Raw genomic sequence first — 18,073 nt, 5'->3', positions numbered from 1 at the left:
CCAGTTTTTCCACACCCCTGTGGACAGCTTCGTCCACGGTCCGCTCAGGCGCGTTCGAGGATCTCCTGGAGTACTGCGAGGTTGGCCGCGACCGCGGACTTGATCCGACGGACCGCGATCGGCGCCACCAGCGCCAGGTGGCGCGGCGGCTGCAGCTCGATGGTGTTGGTCAGGGTGGTCGCATTCCCGTCCGGACGGAGCGTGTAACTGATGCGCGCAGGCATCGAGCTCAGCGTTCCGCTGAGGCTGAGTCCCCGGTCAGGCTCGAACTCGGTGATTTCCAGGGTTTCCTCGGCGTGGACCGGGATCGTCCGGGTCTGCAGGTAACGCGCCCCGACGCCGACCGGTCCATTGGTGATCTTCCGGGTCTCACCGATCGCATAGTTCCACCGCGGCACGTTCTCGAGATGAGCCAAGTACTCGAACACCTCGGCCGGTGGCCGGTCGATCGTGATCGTGTTGGTGAATCGCAGCTGCCGCGCCGCGCTCATCGCGAGGCCCCGAGCAGCCGGTCCGCCGCCGTCGGGTCATGCGCCGGAAGGATGACCAAGCCGGGCAGTCGTCCGGCGAGGGCCAGGACGTTCTCGGTGGTCCTCGCGAGCTGATCACGGTTCCCGACACCAGGTAGTTGCCGTCGTTCGAGCAGCGAGGCCTCGTACGTGAGATCTCCGACGAGCAACAGCGGCGGCTGTGCGCGCCGCCGTACGAGAAGTGAGACCGAGCCCGGCGTGTGCCCCGGCGTCGGGAGCAGGACCAGCGAGCCGTCATCCATCAGGTCGAGCGACTCGGTGAACGGCGCCAACGCCGTGTCGGTGACCGGTTCGAAGCTGACGTGCTTCCACTTGGCGCCCGGTACGTCGATGTGCGCGCGGAGGAATCCGCGTGACTCAGGAGAGAAGCCGGTCAGCTGGGCCCATTCCGCCGGAGTGATCAGCAGTTCGGCACCGCCGAGTCGAGGGATCCCCCCGATATGGTCCTGGTGCAGGTGTGAGATCACCGCAGTGCTGACATCCGAAGCGGCGTACCCGAGGGTGGCCAACTGAGTGTCGAGCGTCTCGTCCGCGCCGATGTGGAACTTGGCCAGCCGCTCGTAGACGATGCCCGGGAACCCGCCGGGGAAGTACGAGTCGTCGGTCACCGAGGCCCGATCCTGGCCGGTGTCGAACAGCAGCAGACCCTTCGCGTGTTCGATGACGTAGACGTTGATCGGCCGAGGCGGCAACCACCGGCGCGAGGTGAGCAACCACCAGTACAGCGGCTTCTTCGTACCGAGTGCGTGCTCGGGGTGGATCTCGACACTGCCGGTGCTGATGACCGACACCGCCTTGATCGGGTCTGCATTTCCGCGGAGCGCTTGCGACGTGTTCGCTTCGCTGGACATCTGGCCTCCTCGACTGGCGATCGGCCCGACCGATTCGGGTCCGAGAGCATCAGTCTTCGGCCCGCGGTCTCCACGTGTCTGTGACTTTTGTAGTGGGCTCCGGTGACCGCGATCACCCGGCGGCCGGGTTCCACGACTGGTCGTACAGGCCGTCAGCGTCGAGGATCTGGATCCGGTCCGGTGCGGTCGCGACCAGGCCGGCCAGCCGGAAGTCCCGGAGTACTCGCGCCACCACCTCACGTGCCGAGCCGACGGCATCGGCGAGGTCCTGCTGGGTTACCCGTGCGACGAGGTCGCCGCGCGGACGCTGCTGCGCCGAGGCGAGATCCAGCAGGTGACCGGCGACCCGTTGCCGGACGGTGCCGAACGCGTTGATCGCGGTCTGTTGCAGGTTCTCGTACAGCCTGCGGCCGAGCTCCTCGGCCAAGGCCCACGCAACGCGGCTGTCGTTGCGCCCGACGGCGGTCAAGGTCGCGCCATCGATCCGGAACAGCGTGCAGTCCGCGAGCGTCTGTGCACCGACATCCGCCGGCCCTCCTACCAGTACGGCGATTCCGAGTACGTCGCAGTTCCGCGCGTACCGCACCGTCACCTGCCGTCCCTCTGGCGAGGTCATGTAAACGCGCAAGAGCCCGTTCACGACCAGGAGCGCCTTGGGAGCAGATCCCTCCCGGTAGATCGTGCTGCCCGCCGGGTAATCCGTTCGGTGTCCTGCCGCGAGCAACTGCCCCACGACGTCCGGTGGCAGCCTCCCGAGAAAGCTGCCCGCCAGCGCTGCTACGACGTCCTCATCGACCACGAGCCCAGCATCCGTCACAAGCCCACACCAGGGGTCCGGGCGGTCGCCTTTTGTCCGGTCTCATGCCCGGGGGCCGGGCGGCCGGGCGGGTGGTCGGGTGGTCGGGTGACGATCAGTTGGGTTCTTCGGTGATGATCTGGGCTCCGAGGGTTTCTCGGAGGAGGTCCGTGTGTGAACGGGAGTCCTCTTCCAGGACGACGTCGTCCTCGCCGATCGAGTCGGCTTCCTCTTCGGGAGTCAGCGGCACCTCAGGAGCAGCCGCGGCCGCAGAAGCCGCCTGCCGCGCCTGCTCAGCGGCAACCGCGGCCTCAGCCGCCCGACGCTTACTCCCGGCCTGCTCCCGCCGCTCCGCCGCAGACTGCTGCGCTGGCTGCTGCCTCGCAGGCCGTGCGGCCGGCCCGTCCATCCAAGGATCTTCCGGCGGTACGTCGAACTCAGAATCAGGCGGCTCCTGCAAAGCAACCGCCCCAGGCCCATCCCCCCACTGCCCGGTCCGCCCCTCATCCACAGTCCCCCGAGCCGCAACACCCGCCGCCGCTCCAGATTCAACGCCGCCCGCACCTGCTCGGCCTACTACACCCGCACCTGATCCAGCTGCGCCCAAACCGCCAGCACCTGAACCGCCAGCCCCGGGACTGCTCACGCCGGGACCACCTGCCCCCGCACCCCCCGGACCGCCCGTCTCCGAACCGCTCACACTGGGCCCACCCGCACCCGGCCCACCTGCACCCGGCCCACCTGCACCCGGTCCGCCACCTGGACCGCCTGCACCCGATCCGCCTGCACCTGGACCGCCTGCACCTGGACCGCTGATGCCTGCGCCGCCTGCATCAGCGGTCGGGCTGCCGGGACCTGCAGCCCCAGGGCCGCCGGCGCCACCGGACTGTGGGCCGGAACCACCTGAGTTAGCAGGTCCGCCTGACTGCGGGCCGGGCCGGGCGGCCGGGCCGCCCCCCGCTCCCGGGTCGGTCGACGGGTCGACGACAGCCTCGACCCGGCGATCGACGCCAATGGTGTCGATCATCGCCTGGCGAAGAATCTCGTCACTTCCCGAACGCGCGAAGCTCTCCCTAGCGCCAGCATTCACCAGCCCGAGAGTGAGCGTCTGATCGTCGATCGCGATCACCTGAGCGTTCTGACTCAGCATGATCCAAGCGAACCGCCGCTGCGCCTTCACCGCCTCCAAAACCTCAGGCCACAACCGCCGAATATCCCCCAACCCAACGGCCCCGACCCCACCAGCCTGCGCAGGCGCACTGGACTGTGCCGAAGTACTGGACTGTGCCGGAGCGCTGGGCTGTGCAGGTGAACTGACCTGTGCAGCAGCCTCGTCACCCCAGGCACCCGTACGCGCCCCACCACCAGAGCCCTGCGCCGCAGGCCCGGCACCGCCATTGGAGCCCTGTGTCGCAGGCCCGGCACCGCCACCAGACCGCCTGGCCTCGTCGCCACCAACCCCAGCACCGGACACAGCAGCCACAGATGCGTCACCACCAGACGCACCCTCCGGTCCGCTGCCCGCCGACTGACCACCGCTGCCAGCCCCATCGCTCGCGCCGGCCGTGCTGCCCGGAGCAACTGCGACGTCTGGGCCAGCCTGAGCGGGCGGTGCACTGGGTGGCTCGGTGTGTGCTGGGCGATTGCCTGTGGTTGCGGCGGCTCGGGCGGCCGCTCTGCTCGTGGCGGCAGCGCCCGGCGTACCAGCAGGTGCTTGGGGGGAGTCCGGCCTACCTGCGCTGACCGCTGCAGCATCCGCCGAGCCTCCGGGGACTCCGATCGTGAGGCGGCGTTCCATGCGGTCGAGGCGGGCTTGGATGCCGTTCGTGGAGTCGTCGGCCCCTGGAAGGAGCACCTTCGCGCAGATCAGCTCGAGCTGCAGACGGGGCGCGGTCGCGCCACGCATGTCCAGCAAGCCCTCCGCGACGATGTCCGCCGCCCGCGTCAGCTCCGCCGGCCCGATCCCAGCGGCCTGCGTCTGCAGTCGCTCCGCCTGGTCCTCGGCGGCCTCGATCAGCCCGGAGGTCACAGCCGTCGGTACGGCGGACAGGATGACGAGGTCCCGCAGCCGCCGCAGCAGGTCCTCGGCGAACCGCTTCGGGTCCTGACCGGTCTCGATGACCTTCTCGATCGTCTCGAACACCGCCGCGCTGTCATGCGCCGCGAACCCGTCCACACACGCGTCGAGCAGCGAGTCCGGCGTGAACCCGAGCAGCGCGACCGCCAGCTCGTACGTCACCCCGGCCGGCCCCGCGCCACCGATCAACTGGTCGAGCACGCTCAGCGAGTCACGCACCGACCCGGCGCCGGCCCGCACGACCAGCGGCAGCGCGGCCGGCTCGATCGACACTCCCTCGGACTCGCACAGGGTCGCCATGTAGTCCGCCAGCACCTTCGGCGGCACGAGGCGGAACGGGTAGTGGTGCGTCCGCGACCGGATCGTCCCGATCACCTTGTCGGGCTCGGTGGTGGCGAAGATGAACTTGAGGTGCGGCGGCGGCTCCTCGACCAGCTTCAGCAGGGCGTTGAAGCCCTGCGTGGTCACCATGTGCGCCTCGTCGATGATGTAGATCTTGTAGCGGCTCTCGACCGGCGCGAAGAACGCCCGCTCGCGCAGGTCACGGGCGTCGTCGACACCACCGTGCGACGCCGCGTCGATCTCGATCACGTCGATGCTGCCGGGCCCGCCGCGCGCCAGGTCGGTGCACGACTTGCACACCCCGCACGGCTCGGCGATCGGTCCCTTCTCACAGTTGATCGCCCGGGCGAGGATCCGCGCGCTGGTGGTCTTTCCACACCCGCGCGGCCCGGAGAACAGATAGGCGTGATTCACCCGGTTGTTGCTCAGCGCGTTCCGCAGCGGCGCGGTGACGTGGTCCTGCCCGATCACTTGCGCGAACGTGTCCGGGCGGTACCGGCGGTACAAGGCAAGGGGCGCTTCCACGCCCGCAACCCTAGCGCCGCCCGCGGACAATTCCCCGCCCCCGCCCTGGTGAGCGTCCTAGGGTGGTCCGGTGACGACTGGGGACGAGCGGCAGCAGGCGGTGATCGCGCGCGCGGGAGAGGTACCGCGCGGCGACGAGCGGGTCCTGGCGGTATACCTGATCGGCAGTTACGCGACAGGCGCATCCGATCGGTTCAGCGATGTCGACGTACATCTGGTGGTGACCGACGACAGCACCGAGTGGTTCACGGAGCGTTGGGACGACGTACTGCGGGAGCTCGCCGGGCCGACCGTGCTGGCGGACCGGCTGCCGGGGATGATCGGCGGGGTCGGGATCACGGCGGACTGGTTGCACGTCGATCTGATCGTGCATCCGCTCGCCTCGTTCGACCGGTTCCAGTACGACGGCGTACGGGTGCTGTTCGACCGGGACGGGACCCTGTTCCCGGAGGGCGATCTCGCACCGAAGGGTGGCCGGCCCGGGGAACCGTACTGGCCGGCCGCCACCGTGAACCTCTTCTTCTACTTCCTCGGAAATCTGGTCACGGTCCTCGGGCGCGACGAGCGGATCGTCGGCAACCAGGGCATCGGCGTCGTCCGCGACCAGCTCATCGCGCTCATGCTCGCCGAACGCGGCGTACGCCGAAACGGCGGAGCCAAGCGCCTGAACGCGTTCCTGTCCGACGAGCAACGCGCCGCTCTGGAGGCCATCCCGGCCGCCGGCACCGAGCTCGCCGACATCATCGCGGCGAACCAGTACATCTGCCGCCAGTTCATCACCCGCGGCACCGCCCTCGCCGAACGAACCGGCGGCGAGTGGCCTCAAGAGTTCGTGGACGTAACCCTCGCGCACCTCCAGAACCACTTCCGTGTCAGCTTCGCCTGATCACCCCTACTTCAAGTGGTAGTTCGCGAAGCGGCTGCGGAGATCCTTCTTCGAGAACTTGCCGACTGACGTCTTCGGGACCTCGTCGATGAACTCGACCGCATCGGGAAGCCACCATTTCGCGACCAACGGCTGCAGGTACTCGAGGATCTCCTCGCCCGTCGCGCTCGCACCCTCCTGAAGAACGACACACGCCAGCGGCCGCTCGTCCCACTTCGGATGCGGTACGCCGATGACCGCGGCCTCCTTCACCGCGGGATGGGCCATCAGCAGGTTCTCCAACTCGACCGAGCTGATCCACTCGCCGCCGGACTTCACCAGGTCCTTCGTCCGGTCGACGATCCGCACCGACCCGTACTGATCGATGGCGGCGACGTCCCCGGTCTTCATCCACCCGTCCTCCGTGTTCAGCTGCACCCCGTCGTCCGGCCGGTAGTACTCCGCAGCGATCCACGGTCCACGCACCTGCAGCTCGCCGGTCGCCTCGTCGTCCCACGGCAACGGCGTGATCGAACCGGGCTCGACGATCCGCACCTCGACACCCGGCAACGGCAGACCGGCCCGCGCCCGCAGATGCGCCTGCTCCTCCTCCGGGAGGTCCTTGTTCCGCTCGGGAACATGCGCCGCGGTCGCCACCGGGCTGGTCTCCGTCATCCCCCACGCCTGCAGGATCGGCCGGCCCAACTTCGCACGGAACGCCTCCGACAGCGCCTCCGGTACCGCGGACCCACCGCACGGGATCCGACGCAACTTCGGCAACTCCACCCCGTCGAGCAGCGGCAGCAAACCCTGCCAGATCGTTGGTACGCCGGCCGACAGCGTGACCTCCTGCTCCTGGAGCAGTTTGAGAATCCCCTGCGGGCTCATGTCCGGCCCCGGGAACACCAGCGACGCACCGGCCATCGGCGCCGCGTGCGCCAGGCCCCAGGCGTTCGCGTGGAACATCGGCACGACCGGCATCACGGTGTCGGTCTCGGCTAGTCCGATGCCGGCGTTGGTGAGGACACCGATCGAGTGCAGCCAGGTGGACCGGTGTGAGTAGACGACGCCCTTCGGGTTTCCCGTCGTACCGCTCGTGTAACACATCGCGGCGGCCTGGTTCTCGTCCTCGACGTGGAACTCCACCGGTTGGGCCGCGGCGACCAGCTCCTCGTAGTCGTGGAACCGCGGGTCGTCCGGGATCTCCGCCGACGGCGCCCCCGCCGGCAGGTCGTCCATGACGACGACATGGCGAACCTTCGGCAGCCGCTCCAGCAACGGCAGGAACAACCCGAGCAGCGAGCGGTCGACGAACACGACCTCGTCCTCGGCATGGTTCGCGATGTACACGACCTGATCGGGGAAGAGTCTGATGTTCAGCGTGTGCAGCACCCGGCCGGTGCAGGGCGCGGCGAAGTACAGCTCGAGGTGACGTCCCGAGTTCCACGCGAAGGTGGCGACGCGGCCGTCAGGGCTGATCCCGAGCGTGTCCAGCACCCCGCCCAGGCGTCTGGTCCGGTCCGCCCACTCGCCGTACGTCACGTTCGTCGGTGCCGGACCGCCTGTGTAGACGGTCTTGTCCGGGTAGAACTGCTCCGCCCGCCGGAAGATCGTGTCCAGGGACAGCTGGTAACTCTGCATCAGACCCTTCATGCAGACACTGTGCCAGTCGCGATGTCACCTTGACCATGACCTCAACCGGACTTTCTCCGGCACTCCTCCGGAACTCCTCCCGAACTGTCGCCTCAGGCAACAGTTGCTGAGACACTCACGACCAACAAATGACATGACACACGTGTCGTGTAATATATCTGCCATGAAGGTTGTCGAGGAGCTTCGTTATCTCGTGCTGGCGATCCAGCGTGAGGGCAACCGCCTGCTCGCGGCGGAGCTGCGCCCGCTCGGCATAACGCCTTCCCAGGCAGAGGTTCTGCGCGTGCTGCGCGACCACGGCCCACTGACGCTGAACGCTCTCGGCGGGCTGCTCGTCTGCGAGACCGGCAACAGTCCGAGCCGTCTCGTCGACCGGCTCGTCGCGCAGGGCCTGGTCAAACGCGGCATCGACAAGGTCGACCGGCGTTATCTCGCGCTCAGCCTGACTCCGCAGGGCCGCGCGCTGCACCGCCGCATCATCACCGCGGAGAACCGGCTGCACCGCACCATGGACGACCGTCTCGCCGGCCAGGCGCTCGACGAGACGATCTCGACCCTGCGCACGCTCGCCGACGCCTTCCCGACCGGGGCTGCCCTGGCCCGCCGTCGGGGTCCCGCACTCGCCCACCAGGAGAACTAGTCATGGAACAGGCCACCGAGACCATCCACGCCGGCCAGGCGGCGATCCGGCAGGTGCTGCTGGACGCCCTGGGCCTGCCGGAGTGGAACGAGGCGTTCATCGCCATCGACGGCCCCCGCGAGACGAACCCGGGGACCCGCTACGAGCTCCGCGTGCGTCCAGGCTTCTCCGGCGAGCTGCAGTACACAGTGGTCGAGGCGGACCGCGTCGAGATCGTCTGGCAGGTTCCCGGGTTCCGCGAGGTCGGCGTGTGGACCATCGGGGCGGACAGCCGCGTCACCCACACGTTCGAGCAGTCAGGCCCGCTCGCGACGGTCCTCCGCCCGGCGTACCGGAACATCGCCACCATCCGCCTGGCCCGCCTCGCCAACCGCGTCCGCCAGCTACAACTCGCCCACACCGCCTGAACCAGGCGCGCACTACGCTCCGGTCATGCTGACGGAGGTCCGTGACACCAGGCTGTACGTCGACCAGCGCGGCCGCACAGATGCGCCGCCACTGCTCTTCGTCCACGGCGGCCCCGGTGCGGGCTCGTACGACTTCATGGCGTTCCAGGGCGACCGGCTCGCCAGGGACTTCCATCTGATCGGTGTCGACCAGCGCGGCGTACAGCGGTCCGACGCACTCACCGGTCCGGTGGACGAACAGGACCTGATCGCCGACTTCGAGGCGCTACGCGAGCACCTCGGAATCGAGCGATGGTCCCTGCTCGGTCATTCGTACGGCGGCCGCCTCGCACTCCGGTACGCCGTCGCGCACCCGGACTCGGTCACCCGCGTCGTTTTCGAGAACCCCGCCTGGGACATGGCGCTCGCCACCGAGAACCTCGTCCGCGCCGCACTGCCACTTCTCCCGGGAGTCCAGCTCCCGCCACACACCGGTCCGGCAACCAAGCAAATGTGGGACGAGCGGATCGCACTGCTCGCCCAGCTCGGCGACAAGCGCATGGGGATGTACCTCGGCCCGGACTCCCAGGACCTGCAGCTACCCGCCGGCATTGAGCTCCCCGACGAGTACCACGAGCGCTCCGGCCATTTCTCCAGTGAGATCACCAAGTCAGCCGGCTTCGTGGAGCCCCTCTTGCAGTACCTCGGTCAGCTGACGCAGCCGGCCCTCCTGATCAAGGGCGAGCACGACCCGGCCACGAGCCCGCGGGAGATCGAGCTGTTCCGTTCCGACGTACCGGAAGGCACTTACTACTACGCGACCGGCGCCGGGCACTTCCTGCACGCCGAGCAAGCGGACCTCTTCGCCCGGCTGGTGACGGAGTTCCTCAGCTGAAGGCGAGGGGGACGGCTCGTTTGTGGGCCGTACGGCGGTGCGTCGCGATGATCGTGCTCGCGGCCTTCTCGTCCACGTCGCGGCCCTCGAGGAAGTCGTCGATCTCGTCGTAGGTCACGCCCAGCACGGTCTCGTCCGGGACGCCCGGGTTGTTCGTCTCCAGGTCCGCGGTCGGCACCTTGCCAGTGATGTCCGGTGACGCGCCGAGGCGCTCGCCGACGGCGCGGACGCGCCGCTTCGTGAGCCCGGACAGCGGCGTCAGGTCGCAGGCGCCGTCGCCGTACTTGGTGAAGAAGCCCATCACCGCCTCCGCCGCGTGGTCGGTGCCGACCACCAGACCTCCGCGGGCACCTGCCACGAGGTACTGCGCGACCATGCGCTGACGGGCCTTGATGTTGCCGACGTGGAAGTCCTCACGGTCGCCGAGGCCGGAGTGCCGCACCGCCTCGACCATGGCGTCGGTGGCCGGCTTCACGTCGACGACGAGGGTCTCGTCGGGCTTGATGAACTCGAGTGAGCGCTGGGCGTCCGCCTCGTCGGCCTGCACGCCGTACGGCAGCCGCATCGCGACGAACGTCGCCTGACCACCCTCCGACCGGACCCGCTCCACCGCGAGCTGGCAGAGGCGGCCCGCCGTGGCGGAGTCGACGCCGCCGCTGATCCCGAGCACGTACGCCGTCGCGCCGGTCCGCCGCAGTCGCTCCGCGAGGAACTCGACCCGCTGCTCGACCTCGTTGTCCACCTCGAACGTCGCGGGCACACCGAGCTCCGCGATGATCAGTTCCTGCAGGTAACGACTCTCGGGGTTCATCGCGCTCCTCTGTCTCGGGAGGACCAAGCCTAGACATGAGGATTCCCCGCGCACCCGGAAGAGCTCACTTACCCTTGCTGCCTTCCGGCCCTGGGGGGATTGGGCGAGATACCGCCACGCGGGGAACCAGCAAGAAGTGTACGGGATCCCCCTCGCCATCCGGGAATCGGCCGGGCCCTGATTTCGGCTCGCTGCTGTGGGTACCCGCCTACGGAGGAGGTAGTGATGGCCGAGAACCGGGTCAGCGATGACCTGTGGAACGAATTCCACCAACTGGTGAACATGACGTCGAGGGAGCTCGAGGACTGGCTGCGGACGGATGCCGCGGGCGAGGCGACCGAGCCGACACCGGACGAGACGGGCCACGAGCTCGGGGAGCACGTGGTGCACATCCTCGGCAAGCGGCGGGCCGATCTCACCGGCGACGACATGGCGGCGATGGAGCGCGTCGTACGGCGGGTTCGTCAGCAGCGTGGTGACGAACCGGAGCCCACGGCCGGGGACGCGCACTGGCGGCACCGGCTGATGTCGGTCGGCCACGATCCCCTGCGAACGCTCTGAGCGAACACCCCTGGCGGCCGGACCCGATCAGGATCACTCTGGTTCAGTGACGGATCATCAATTCGGCCCCTTCGGTATCACGACCGGGCTCGACAGCAGCGCGGAGTCCATCGCGGCGGCGCGGGCGGCCGAAGAACTCGGGTATCCGGCGATCTGGCTGTCCGGCGGTCCGCTGCCGGGCCTGCAGACCATCACCGATCTGGTGGGCGCGACGACGGCGATCAAGTTCGTCAGCGGGATCCTGGCGGTGGTGAAGTACAGCGCGGCCGACGTTAGTACGACGTACGCCGAGCTGGAGGCATCTGCGCCGGGACGGTTCACCGTCGGTCTGGGTGGGGCGCACGGCGCCAAACCGATCGCCACGCTCAACGCGTACCTGGACGAGCTGGACGTGCCCGTGGAGCGTCGGGTGCTCGCTGCGCTCGGTCCGCGGATGCTGAAGCTTGCCGCGGACCGGTCCGCCGGCGCGTACCCGTTCCTGACCAGCGCGGCGTACTCCGCTGAGGCGCGGAAGGTCCTGGGTCCGGACAAGCTCCTGGCCGTCAGCCACCTCGTCGTACTGGAGACAGACGCCGACCGGGCTCGGGCGATCGCACGAGACACCATCAGCTTCTTCCCGCGCATCCCTGGGTACGCCGCCTCACTGAAGCGGCAGGGCTTCAGTGAGAGCGACCTGACCGAGCTGCCCGACCACATGGGTCGATTCACTCGCCGCCTGGGGCAGTCCGGCGGACATCAAGTCCAAGCTGACCGAGCACCTCGACGCCGGCGCGAACCACGTCGCCGTCAACGTGATCACCGGAGTAACAGGCCCCCAGCCAATCGACCAGTGGCGCGCCCTAGCTCCAGCCCTGCTCGGCTAGCTGCTTCTCGTACAGGCGGGCGCTCGACTCGAGCTTGTCGTAGCGGTACGGACGTACCTCACCAGTCGCCTCAAACCCCAGCCGCCGCCAGAAACCGGTAGCGACCTGTGCGTTCGTGTCCACCACAGCCAGTCGCATGGTCCGGATCTCGGGCCACGTGGTCTCCACGTACCGCTGGACAAGCTCGTACGTCGCCCTGCCGCTGCCGCGACCCTGGTGGGCCGAGTGCACCTCAAGGAGACCAATGAACGCCGTGCGCTCGTTCGGGAAGCCCCTGAGCAGATCAACGACCGCAACGAGCTGCTGCCCCGCGAAGGCCCCCAACACAACCTTGGCGTCCTCAGCCAGCCCCTCCGGCCGCATCATCAACAGACTCTGCGCATCCGACTCCCCAGGCGGATACCCGGTGACCCGCTCCGTATACCCCGGATCCGACTCGATCAACTCCTGCAGCCCACCCACGTCCCCCACGCCGATCGCCCGCAACAGCAAGTCACCCATACCACCGACCCTAAGGTCCGAGTACGCCCCGATTTCGGATTCCCGCTGCGCCTCGGTATTCTCTCCGCTTGGAGGATTCGCCTAGAGGCCTAGGGCGCACGCTTGGAAAGCGTGTTGGGGGCAACCCCTCACGAGTTCGAATCTCGTATCCTCCGCCGCTCCCCCAAGAGGGCAGTTGTTGAAAGGTCCCACTGTTCGCGGTGGGGCCTTTCTGCTGTTGTACGAGGTCAGAGGGGTGTGTCGTTTCGGGTTGCGACTACTCGCATCGAGCCGCTGGTTACTCGGATTCGGCGGGTGGTTAGGGGGCGGAGGCGCTCGATGGGTGGGATGAGGCGGGAGACGGGGTCCAGGAGTTCACGGACGCGGCTGGCCACGAACGGGAGGGCGTAGTACTGGTAGGCGCTGTCGACGGCGCGGACGGAGAAGCCGGCGCGGTCCAGGAGAGCTGTGATTGTGCGGGGGTCGTAGTAGCTGACGTGTTCGGGGATCTTGTAGGACACCCATCGTCGGCCGGACGCCCGCGACAGCAGGCTTGCGATGTTGGGCGTGACCAGGACGAGCAGACCGCCCGGCCGGAGCAGCTTGCCGGCGCGCTCGAGGAACGCGCCTGGTTCGGTGAGGTGTTCGATGAGGTGCGATCCGAAAATCACGTCGTACTGCTGTCCCTGGATCTCCGGCACCTCCTCCAGCAAACCGCAGAAGACCCGGTTCGGCAGCCGCTCCGACGCCCACTTGACCGCGGTCGGTGAGAGATCGATGCCGTAGGCGTCATACCCGGCCTGCAGCGCGCACTGAAGGAAGTAGCCGTAGCCGCAGCCCACCTCCAGCACCTTGCCGGACGGGGCGAACTCGGCGATCCGGCGGACGTCCTCCCGGAAGGTTGCGAGGTACTCCGGCTCTTGGCTCTCGTACTCCGAGTAGCCCGAGCCCTCACCGCCGAAGTACGAGTCTGTCTCGTACAGGGCGCGGAGGGTTTCCGGTGTCGGCGTGGGCTGGAGCTGAACGAGGCCGCACGTCAGGCATTCGGCGATGCCGTAGTCGTCCTTGGTGAAGCGACGGCGGAAAGGTCCCCGCGCCGCACACAGAATGCATACCGTTTCGTCACGCATGGCGATCCGTCCCCGCGATTGAGAAGGTGGCGAATCTAGTTGACCCGGAAGTCAATCAGCAAGGGTTAGCGCTCTCCGGGGGTGACCAGGCCGGTTTCGTAGGCGAGGACCACGGCTTGGGAGCGGTCTCGGAGGGCTAGTTTGGCGAAGATTCGGGCGACGTGGGTCTTCACGGTGGCTTCGCTGAGGGTGAGGGTGGTCGCGATCTCGGTGTTGGACAGGCCTTGGCCCATCAGGGTGAGGACTTCCAGTTCGCGGGGCGTGAGGTTGGACAGGTCGCGGTGGATGGCGGGTTGGGCGGCTGCCGGGGTGGCGAAGCGTTCGACCAGGCGGCGGGTGATGGAGGGTGACAAGAGGGCGTCGCCGGTGGTGACCAGGTGGACGGCTGCGGCCAGGTGTTCGGGCGTCACGTCCTTCAGGAGGAAGCCGCTGGCGCCGGCGGCCAGGGCGGCGTACACGTAGCTGTCGAGGTCGAACGTGGTGAGGATCAGGACGCGGCAGTCGGTCGGGGTGGCCAGGATGCGGCGAGTGGCTTCCAGACCGTCCATCGTGGGCATGCGGATGTCCATCAGGACGACGTCCGGGTGCAGACGGCGTACGGCGTCGACTGCTTCGGCACCGTCCGCGGCTTCGCCGACGACCTCGATGCCGCGGGCGGTGAGGATCATTCGGAAGCCGGTGCGTACCAGGGCCTGGTCGTCCGCGATCACCACGCGCGTGGTCACGGGCGCTCCAGCGGGAGCTTGGCGCGGACGCGGAAGCCCCCACCGAGGCGCCGGCGGGCGTCGAGTTGGCCGCCGTACACGGCGACCCGTTGCTTGAGGCCGAGGAGCCCCCGGCCTTCACCGTCAACTCCCACTGGACGACCGCTGCCAGTCAGGACGCTCGGGCCGGAGTTGAGGACCTCGACCCGCAGCGCATGTGGCGCGTAGCGGACGGTTACCTCGGCCCTGACGCCGTCGCCGTGCTTGAGAGCGTTGGTCAGCGCTTCCTGGATGATGCGGTACGCCGTGACGTCCAAGCCGGTGGGAAGCGGGTACGGATCCCCAGAGATCCGCACCTCGACAGGGAGACCGGCGAACGCGATCCGGTCGATCAGCTCGCTCAGACGAGTCAGACTCGGCTGGGGAGCGAGGGCGTCGTCCTCGAAGCCGTCGGCCTTAGGTGCGAGTAGCCCGAGCAGGTGCCGCAGTTCAGCCATGGTGTCGCGGCCTGCAGCTTCTACCGCAAGCAGGGCTGCCTCCGCCTCGTTCAGTGAGGTTGCCAGCACCTGCCGGGCCGCACCGGTCTGGATGACCATGACGCTGACGTTGTGGCTCACGATGTCGTGCAGGTCGTGCGCTATCCGCGCCCGCTCCGCGTCCACCGCGTTCCGCGCCGCTGTCTCCCGTTCGCGCTCCAGCAACCACCCGCGCTCCTCCAGCGCCCGCGTGTGGGCACGCCGCGCCCGCACGTACGCGAACGCGAGCAGACCAGCGGCCACGGCCGGCAACGCCACAAGGAACCACATCACGAGGTCCACTGTCCCAAGCCGTCCCCCCAAGCGCATCATCCGCCAGACGCACGCCGTACATCTCCAGGATGACAGCGCGCGGACATTACCTCGGCAGGGTGACGTCAGCGGTCGCCTGCCGGCCCTAGCGTGAGCAGCATGACGGACGACAACGGACAGGCAGTCGTACAGCTCACCGCCGTACGCAAGGAGTACGGCGAATCCGCCGCACTCGACGGAGTGACGCTGGAGATCCACGCCGGTGAGGCGGTCGCGGTGATGGGACCGTCCGGCAGTGGCAAGTCGACCCTGCTCAGCATGGTCGCCGGGCTGGACCGGCCGACTTCAGGGTCCGTCGTGGTGCACGGCGACGACCTGGGGACGCTGGACGAGAAAGGGCTCGCGCTGTTCCGGCGCCGACGGATCGGGATGATCTTCCAGTTCTTCAACCTGCTGGACGACCTGTCAGCGCTCGACAACGTCGCACTGGCCGCGCAGCTCACCGGTACGTCGGCCGCGCACGCACGAAAGCGCGCACTCGAGCTGTTCGAGGAGCTGGGCATAGCCGGTCGCCGCAACACCTACCCGTCCCAGCTGAGTGGTGGCGAGCGGCAACGAGTCGCGGTCGCGCGTGCGCTCATGAACCGCCCAGCCATCCTCCTCGCCGACGAACCGACAGGTGCACTCGACACTCGTGCCGGCGAGCAGGTGATGGACCTGCTCCTGGACCTCAACCAGATCGGCCAGACGCTTCTGCTGGTGACACACGACCAGCAACTCGCGACACGCTGCGCCAGCCGGGTCATCGACTTCGTCGACGGGCAGATTGCCGGCGAACGCAGCCTGGAGCGTACGGCGTGAGCGCCGTGTGGCCTGTAGCGCGAGCGGCCGTACGGCGTCGCCGTGTGCAGACCGTGGTGATCGGCGTCGTCGTACTGCTCTCCACCACGATGATCGTCGTCGCACTGGGCCTGCTGGCTGCGTCGAGCGGTCCGTTCGACCGTGCGTACGCGAAGCAGAGCGGTTCGCAGCTGACTGCGTCCTACGACCGCAGCAAGGTGACTGATGCGCAGCTGACAGAGGCGGCGCGCAGTGCGGCGGCAGTCGGCGGACCGTTCCCGCAGGTGACGCTCGACCTCGCTCAACCTCAGATGATGGGGTCACTGGTAGCTGTGGGGCGTGCGGATCCCGGTGGCGCTGTCGACCGGCTCAACGTGTGGAAGGGCCGCTGGGCGACCAAACCCGGCGAGATCGTACTCAACCGGAACCCGACAGAGTCCAGTGGTCGCGGTACGCCGCAGCTGAACGGGACACTGTCCGCCGGGGGACAGACGCTCACCATCGTCGGATTCGCGTACAGCGTGAGTCAGTCGGCCGACGCGTGGGTCACGCCGGAGCAGTTGAACGCACTGCATCCGACGTCGACACAGATGCTCTACCGCTTCACCCACGCCGCCACCAACGCAGAGCTCACGGCCGGACAGAAGGCTGTGACGGCTGGTTTGCCGAGCGATGCGCTCATCGGCACCCAGTCGTACCTGGCGCTGCGGGCTCTCACAGCGGGTCAGCCGAACACCTTCATACCGTTCCTGATGGTGTTCGGGTGGCTGGGGCTCGCTGTCGCCGTACTGATCGTGGCCAACGTCGTCAGTGGTGCTGTGGTCGCAGGGTTCAAGCACATCGGTGTGCTGAAGTCACTGGGGTTCACACCGACACAGGTACTGACCGTGTACCTGGGGATGGTTTCGATCCCTGCTGTCGTCGGATGCGCCGGCGGTGTTGTCCTAGGCAACGTACTCGCCACATCCCTACTGACACGGGCTTTCGAGAACTACGGCGCCGGTGGGACGAGCGTCCCGATCTGGGTCGACGTAGTCACGCTACTCGGCGTACCTGCGCTCGTTGCGCTCTCCGCGTTCCTACCGGCTCTAAAGGCGCGGAGCCTGTCAGCGGCGCAGGCGATCAGCGCGGGGAGCGCACCGCGAGCTGGGCGAGGTCTACGGGTGCAGCGGGTGCTGAGCGGGACCCGGCTGCCCCGGTCGGTCAGTCTGGGCCTGGGGCTGCCCTTCGCTCGTCCTGGACGTACGGCGTTGACGCTCGCGGCTGTGGTGCTCGGCGTCACCAGCGTGACGTTGGCCGTGGGCCTGGGGAAGTCGCTGACGACGTACCAGACAGCTGCGAGTCGAGCGGGTGCTGTTGACCTGGCGATCTTCGCTGGTCCGAACGGCTCCGGGCCAGAAGGACCGGGTGCACCACCTGGTGCGAAGCTGACCGATGCCGAGGACGAGGCCGTACTGCGTTCTGCGCCTGGCGTCACGTCGGTGGCGGCGATGGCTGACCTGGAGATGCGGCTGGCTGGTACACAGTCGGACCTCCGCGTGTCGTTCTACCGCGGCGACTTCGAGCAGGTCGGCTATCGGATACTCGCCGGGCGCTGGTTCGACGGTCCGGGACAGGTGGTGGTGTCGGAACGGTTCCTGAAGCAACGCGGTCTGGCCGTCGGCGACACGATCACGCTGCAGTCGAAGGGCAAGAGCGTACGGGCGCAGATCGTCGGGAAGGCGATGTACAACTCCGGCGACGAGGTGCTGTCCAACTGGGCGACACTGGCGCTGATTGCACCTGACCTGCGGGCGAACATCTACGAGGTCAACGTGAAGCCCGGGACGGACCTGGACGCGGTAGTCAAAGCCGTGCAGGCGAAGGACTCCGGGCTGCAGGAGACCGAGGGTCAGGACGCCGGCACGTTCGTGGCCGTCGTACTCGCGACCGTCGTACTCCTCACGCTGATGCTCGGGACCGTTGCCGCGCTCGGTGTCTTCAACACCGTCGTACTCAACACCCGCGAACGCCGCCGCGACCTGGGCATGCTCAAGTCGATCGGCATGACGCCCGCACAGGTCACCCTGATGGTCGTCACCTCGATGATCGCCCTAGGAGCCGTCGGCGGCCTGCTAGGCATCCCGGTAGGCATCGTCGCCCACCGCCTGGTCGTCCCCGCTATGGCCAACGGCGCCCAAATTGAACTGCCGGACTTCATGCTCGAGGTATACCCTGCGGGCCTGCTTGCCCTGCTGGTCCTCGCCGGCATCGTGATCTCCGCCGCGGGCGCCTACTTCCCCGCCCGCACAGCAGCCCGCACCACGATCGCCGAGGTCCTCCACAACGAATAAAGG

Annotated in this window: 16 protein-coding genes, 1 tRNA gene, 1 other RNA gene and 2 pseudogenes; 9 read left to right on the top strand and 11 right to left on the bottom strand. The window is 68.0% G+C overall.

What is annotated here, in order from left to right; all coding sequences use genetic code 11:
• Window positions 1-44: 44 nt before the first annotated feature.
• From EV647_RS12455 to EV647_RS12440, 4 genes and pseudogenes are all read right to left on the bottom strand, one after another.
• On the bottom strand, window positions 45-491 hold the full coding sequence (locus EV647_RS12455) for an SRPBCC family protein (RefSeq protein WP_134002315.1): 447 nt from the start codon (window positions 489-491) through the stop codon (window positions 45-47).
• Window positions 488-1,381: an N-acyl homoserine lactonase family protein gene (locus EV647_RS12450; RefSeq protein WP_134002313.1), complete on the bottom strand. Its 894-nt coding sequence runs from the start codon at window positions 1,379-1,381 to the stop codon at window positions 488-490. The genes EV647_RS12455 and EV647_RS12450 overlap by 4 nt, the downstream gene beginning before the upstream one ends.
• Before the next feature lie 112 nt (window positions 1,382-1,493).
• Complete coding sequence (locus EV647_RS12445) at window positions 1,494-2,180, bottom strand: Crp/Fnr family transcriptional regulator (RefSeq protein ID WP_166680303.1); 687 nt, start codon at window positions 2,178-2,180, stop codon at window positions 1,494-1,496.
• A gap of 631 nt (window positions 2,181-2,811) precedes the next feature.
• Window positions 2,812-5,121: pseudogene (locus EV647_RS12440) on the bottom strand (DNA polymerase III subunit gamma and tau); the annotation flags it as partial.
• Window positions 5,122-5,191: 70 nt separating this feature from the next.
• Between EV647_RS12440 and EV647_RS12435 the strand changes: the two are divergent.
• A complete protein-coding gene (locus EV647_RS12435) occupies window positions 5,192-6,007 on the top strand; it encodes a nucleotidyltransferase domain-containing protein (RefSeq protein ID WP_134002307.1) in 816 nt (271 codons plus the stop codon).
• A 6-nt stretch (window positions 6,008-6,013) separates the two neighbouring features.
• Here the strand turns inward: EV647_RS12435 and EV647_RS12430 are convergent, their stop codons facing one another.
• Window positions 6,014-7,639, bottom strand: a complete 1,626-nt coding sequence (locus EV647_RS12430; protein WP_166680302.1) for a long-chain fatty acid--CoA ligase — start codon at window positions 7,637-7,639, stop codon at window positions 6,014-6,016.
• Window positions 7,640-7,802: 163 nt separating this feature from the next.
• Between EV647_RS12430 and EV647_RS12425 the strand changes: the two genes are divergently transcribed.
• From EV647_RS12425 to EV647_RS12415, 3 genes are read left to right on the top strand one after another with little or no spacing between them, the layout of a single operon-like run.
• The gene (locus tag EV647_RS12425) at window positions 7,803-8,279 is read left to right on the top strand and encodes a MarR family winged helix-turn-helix transcriptional regulator (RefSeq protein ID WP_134002305.1); all 477 of its coding nucleotides are present in this window, start codon (window positions 7,803-7,805) and stop codon (window positions 8,277-8,279) included.
• A 2-nt stretch (window positions 8,280-8,281) separates the two neighbouring features.
• Window positions 8,282-8,686 carry a hypothetical protein gene (locus tag EV647_RS12420; RefSeq protein WP_134002303.1) on the top strand — a complete coding sequence of 135 codons (405 nt, stop codon included), beginning with the start codon at window positions 8,282-8,284 and terminating at the stop codon, window positions 8,684-8,686.
• A 25-nt stretch (window positions 8,687-8,711) separates the two neighbouring features.
• Window positions 8,712-9,560 carry an alpha/beta fold hydrolase gene (locus tag EV647_RS12415; protein WP_134002301.1) on the top strand — a complete coding sequence of 283 codons (849 nt, stop codon included), beginning with the start codon at window positions 8,712-8,714 and terminating at the stop codon, window positions 9,558-9,560.
• On the opposite strand, the gene nadE is transcribed toward EV647_RS12415, so the two are convergent.
• On the bottom strand, window positions 9,553-10,371 hold the full coding sequence (nadE, locus tag EV647_RS12410) for an ammonia-dependent NAD(+) synthetase (RefSeq protein WP_134002299.1): 819 nt from the start codon (window positions 10,369-10,371) through the stop codon (window positions 9,553-9,555). The two genes, EV647_RS12415 and nadE, sit on opposite strands and share 8 nt — an antisense overlap.
• A 34-nt stretch (window positions 10,372-10,405) precedes the next feature.
• Window positions 10,406-10,502, bottom strand: an RNA gene (ffs, locus tag EV647_RS12405) — signal recognition particle sRNA small type.
• Between the two features lie 94 nt (window positions 10,503-10,596).
• On the opposite strand from ffs, the gene EV647_RS12400 reads away from it, so the two are divergent.
• Both EV647_RS12400 and EV647_RS43680 read left to right on the top strand, forming a co-directional pair.
• The gene (locus EV647_RS12400; protein ID WP_134002297.1) at window positions 10,597-10,932 is read left to right on the top strand and encodes a DUF3140 domain-containing protein; all 336 of its coding nucleotides are present in this window, start codon (window positions 10,597-10,599) and stop codon (window positions 10,930-10,932) included.
• A 46-nt stretch (window positions 10,933-10,978) separates the two neighbouring features.
• Window positions 10,979-11,557, top strand: a pseudogene (locus EV647_RS43680) (LLM class flavin-dependent oxidoreductase); the annotation flags it as partial.
• Between the two features lie 214 nt (window positions 11,558-11,771).
• On the opposite strand, the gene EV647_RS12390 reads toward EV647_RS43680, so the two are convergent.
• On the bottom strand, window positions 11,772-12,296 hold the full coding sequence (locus EV647_RS12390) for a GNAT family N-acetyltransferase (RefSeq protein ID WP_134002295.1): 525 nt from the start codon (window positions 12,294-12,296) through the stop codon (window positions 11,772-11,774).
• Window positions 12,297-12,366: 70 nt separating this feature from the next.
• Here EV647_RS12390 and EV647_RS12385 point away from each other — a divergent pair.
• Window positions 12,367-12,451: transfer RNA gene (locus EV647_RS12385), tRNA-Ser, on the top strand.
• 72 nt (window positions 12,452-12,523) lie between these two features.
• On the opposite strand, the gene EV647_RS12380 is transcribed toward EV647_RS12385, so the two are convergent.
• The 3 genes from EV647_RS12380 to EV647_RS12370 form a co-directional block, all read right to left on the bottom strand.
• Entirely contained in the window at window positions 12,524-13,405 is an 882-nt protein-coding gene (locus tag EV647_RS12380) for a bifunctional 2-polyprenyl-6-hydroxyphenol methylase/3-demethylubiquinol 3-O-methyltransferase UbiG (RefSeq protein WP_134002293.1), read from the bottom strand.
• Window positions 13,406-13,470: 65 nt separating this feature from the next.
• Window positions 13,471-14,130 (bottom strand): response regulator transcription factor, encoded by a 660-nt coding sequence (locus tag EV647_RS12375; RefSeq protein ID WP_134002291.1) that lies wholly within the window; start codon window positions 14,128-14,130, stop codon window positions 13,471-13,473.
• The gene (locus EV647_RS12370) at window positions 14,127-14,915 is read right to left on the bottom strand and encodes a sensor histidine kinase (RefSeq protein WP_134002289.1); all 789 of its coding nucleotides are present in this window, start codon (window positions 14,913-14,915) and stop codon (window positions 14,127-14,129) included. The genes EV647_RS12375 and EV647_RS12370 overlap by 4 nt, the downstream gene beginning before the upstream one ends.
• A 141-nt stretch (window positions 14,916-15,056) precedes the next feature.
• Here EV647_RS12370 and EV647_RS12365 point away from each other — a divergent pair, with 141 nt between their 5' ends.
• Both EV647_RS12365 and EV647_RS12360 read left to right on the top strand, forming a co-directional pair.
• A complete protein-coding gene (locus EV647_RS12365) occupies window positions 15,057-15,758 on the top strand; it encodes an ABC transporter ATP-binding protein (RefSeq protein ID WP_134002287.1) in 702 nt (233 codons plus the stop codon).
• Window positions 15,755-18,070, top strand: a complete 2,316-nt coding sequence (locus EV647_RS12360) for an ABC transporter permease (RefSeq protein ID WP_134002285.1) — start codon at window positions 15,755-15,757, stop codon at window positions 18,068-18,070. The genes EV647_RS12365 and EV647_RS12360 overlap by 4 nt, the downstream gene beginning before the upstream one ends.
• Window positions 18,071-18,073: the final 3 nt, after the last annotated feature.

It is taken from the genome of Kribbella sp. VKM Ac-2566, from assembly GCF_004366005.1.
Classification (GTDB): domain Bacteria; phylum Actinomycetota; class Actinomycetes; order Propionibacteriales; family Kribbellaceae; genus Kribbella; species Kribbella pratensis.
Note: the sequence above shows the minus strand (reverse complement) of the source record. Positions and strands in the feature narration are given on the sequence as shown.

Coding starts and splice junctions, on each gene's coding strand:
- EV647_RS12380 (WP_134002293.1), bottom strand. CDS start 13,405: ATGCGTGACGAAACGGTATGCATTCTGTGTGCGGCGCGGGGACCTTTC.
- EV647_RS12400 (WP_134002297.1), top strand. CDS start 10,597: ATGGCCGAGAACCGGGTCAGCGATGACCTGTGGAACGAATTCCACCAA.
- EV647_RS12425 (WP_134002305.1), top strand. CDS start 7,803: ATGAAGGTTGTCGAGGAGCTTCGTTATCTCGTGCTGGCGATCCAGCGT.
- nadE (WP_134002299.1), bottom strand. CDS start 10,371: ATGAACCCCGAGAGTCGTTACCTGCAGGAACTGATCATCGCGGAGCTC.
- EV647_RS12365 (WP_134002287.1), top strand. CDS start 15,057: ATGACGGACGACAACGGACAGGCAGTCGTACAGCTCACCGCCGTACGC.
- EV647_RS12420 (WP_134002303.1), top strand. CDS start 8,282: ATGGAACAGGCCACCGAGACCATCCACGCCGGCCAGGCGGCGATCCGG.
- EV647_RS12450 (WP_134002313.1), bottom strand. CDS start 1,381: ATGTCCAGCGAAGCGAACACGTCGCAAGCGCTCCGCGGAAATGCAGAC.
- EV647_RS12370 (WP_134002289.1), bottom strand. CDS start 14,915: ATGTGGTTCCTTGTGGCGTTGCCGGCCGTGGCCGCTGGTCTGCTCGCG.
- EV647_RS12415 (WP_134002301.1), top strand. CDS start 8,712: ATGCTGACGGAGGTCCGTGACACCAGGCTGTACGTCGACCAGCGCGGC.
- EV647_RS12390 (WP_134002295.1), bottom strand. CDS start 12,296: ATGGGTGACTTGCTGTTGCGGGCGATCGGCGTGGGGGACGTGGGTGGG.
- EV647_RS12455 (WP_134002315.1), bottom strand. CDS start 491: ATGAGCGCGGCGCGGCAGCTGCGATTCACCAACACGATCACGATCGAC.
- EV647_RS12430 (WP_166680302.1), bottom strand. CDS start 7,639: ATGAAGGGTCTGATGCAGAGTTACCAGCTGTCCCTGGACACGATCTTC.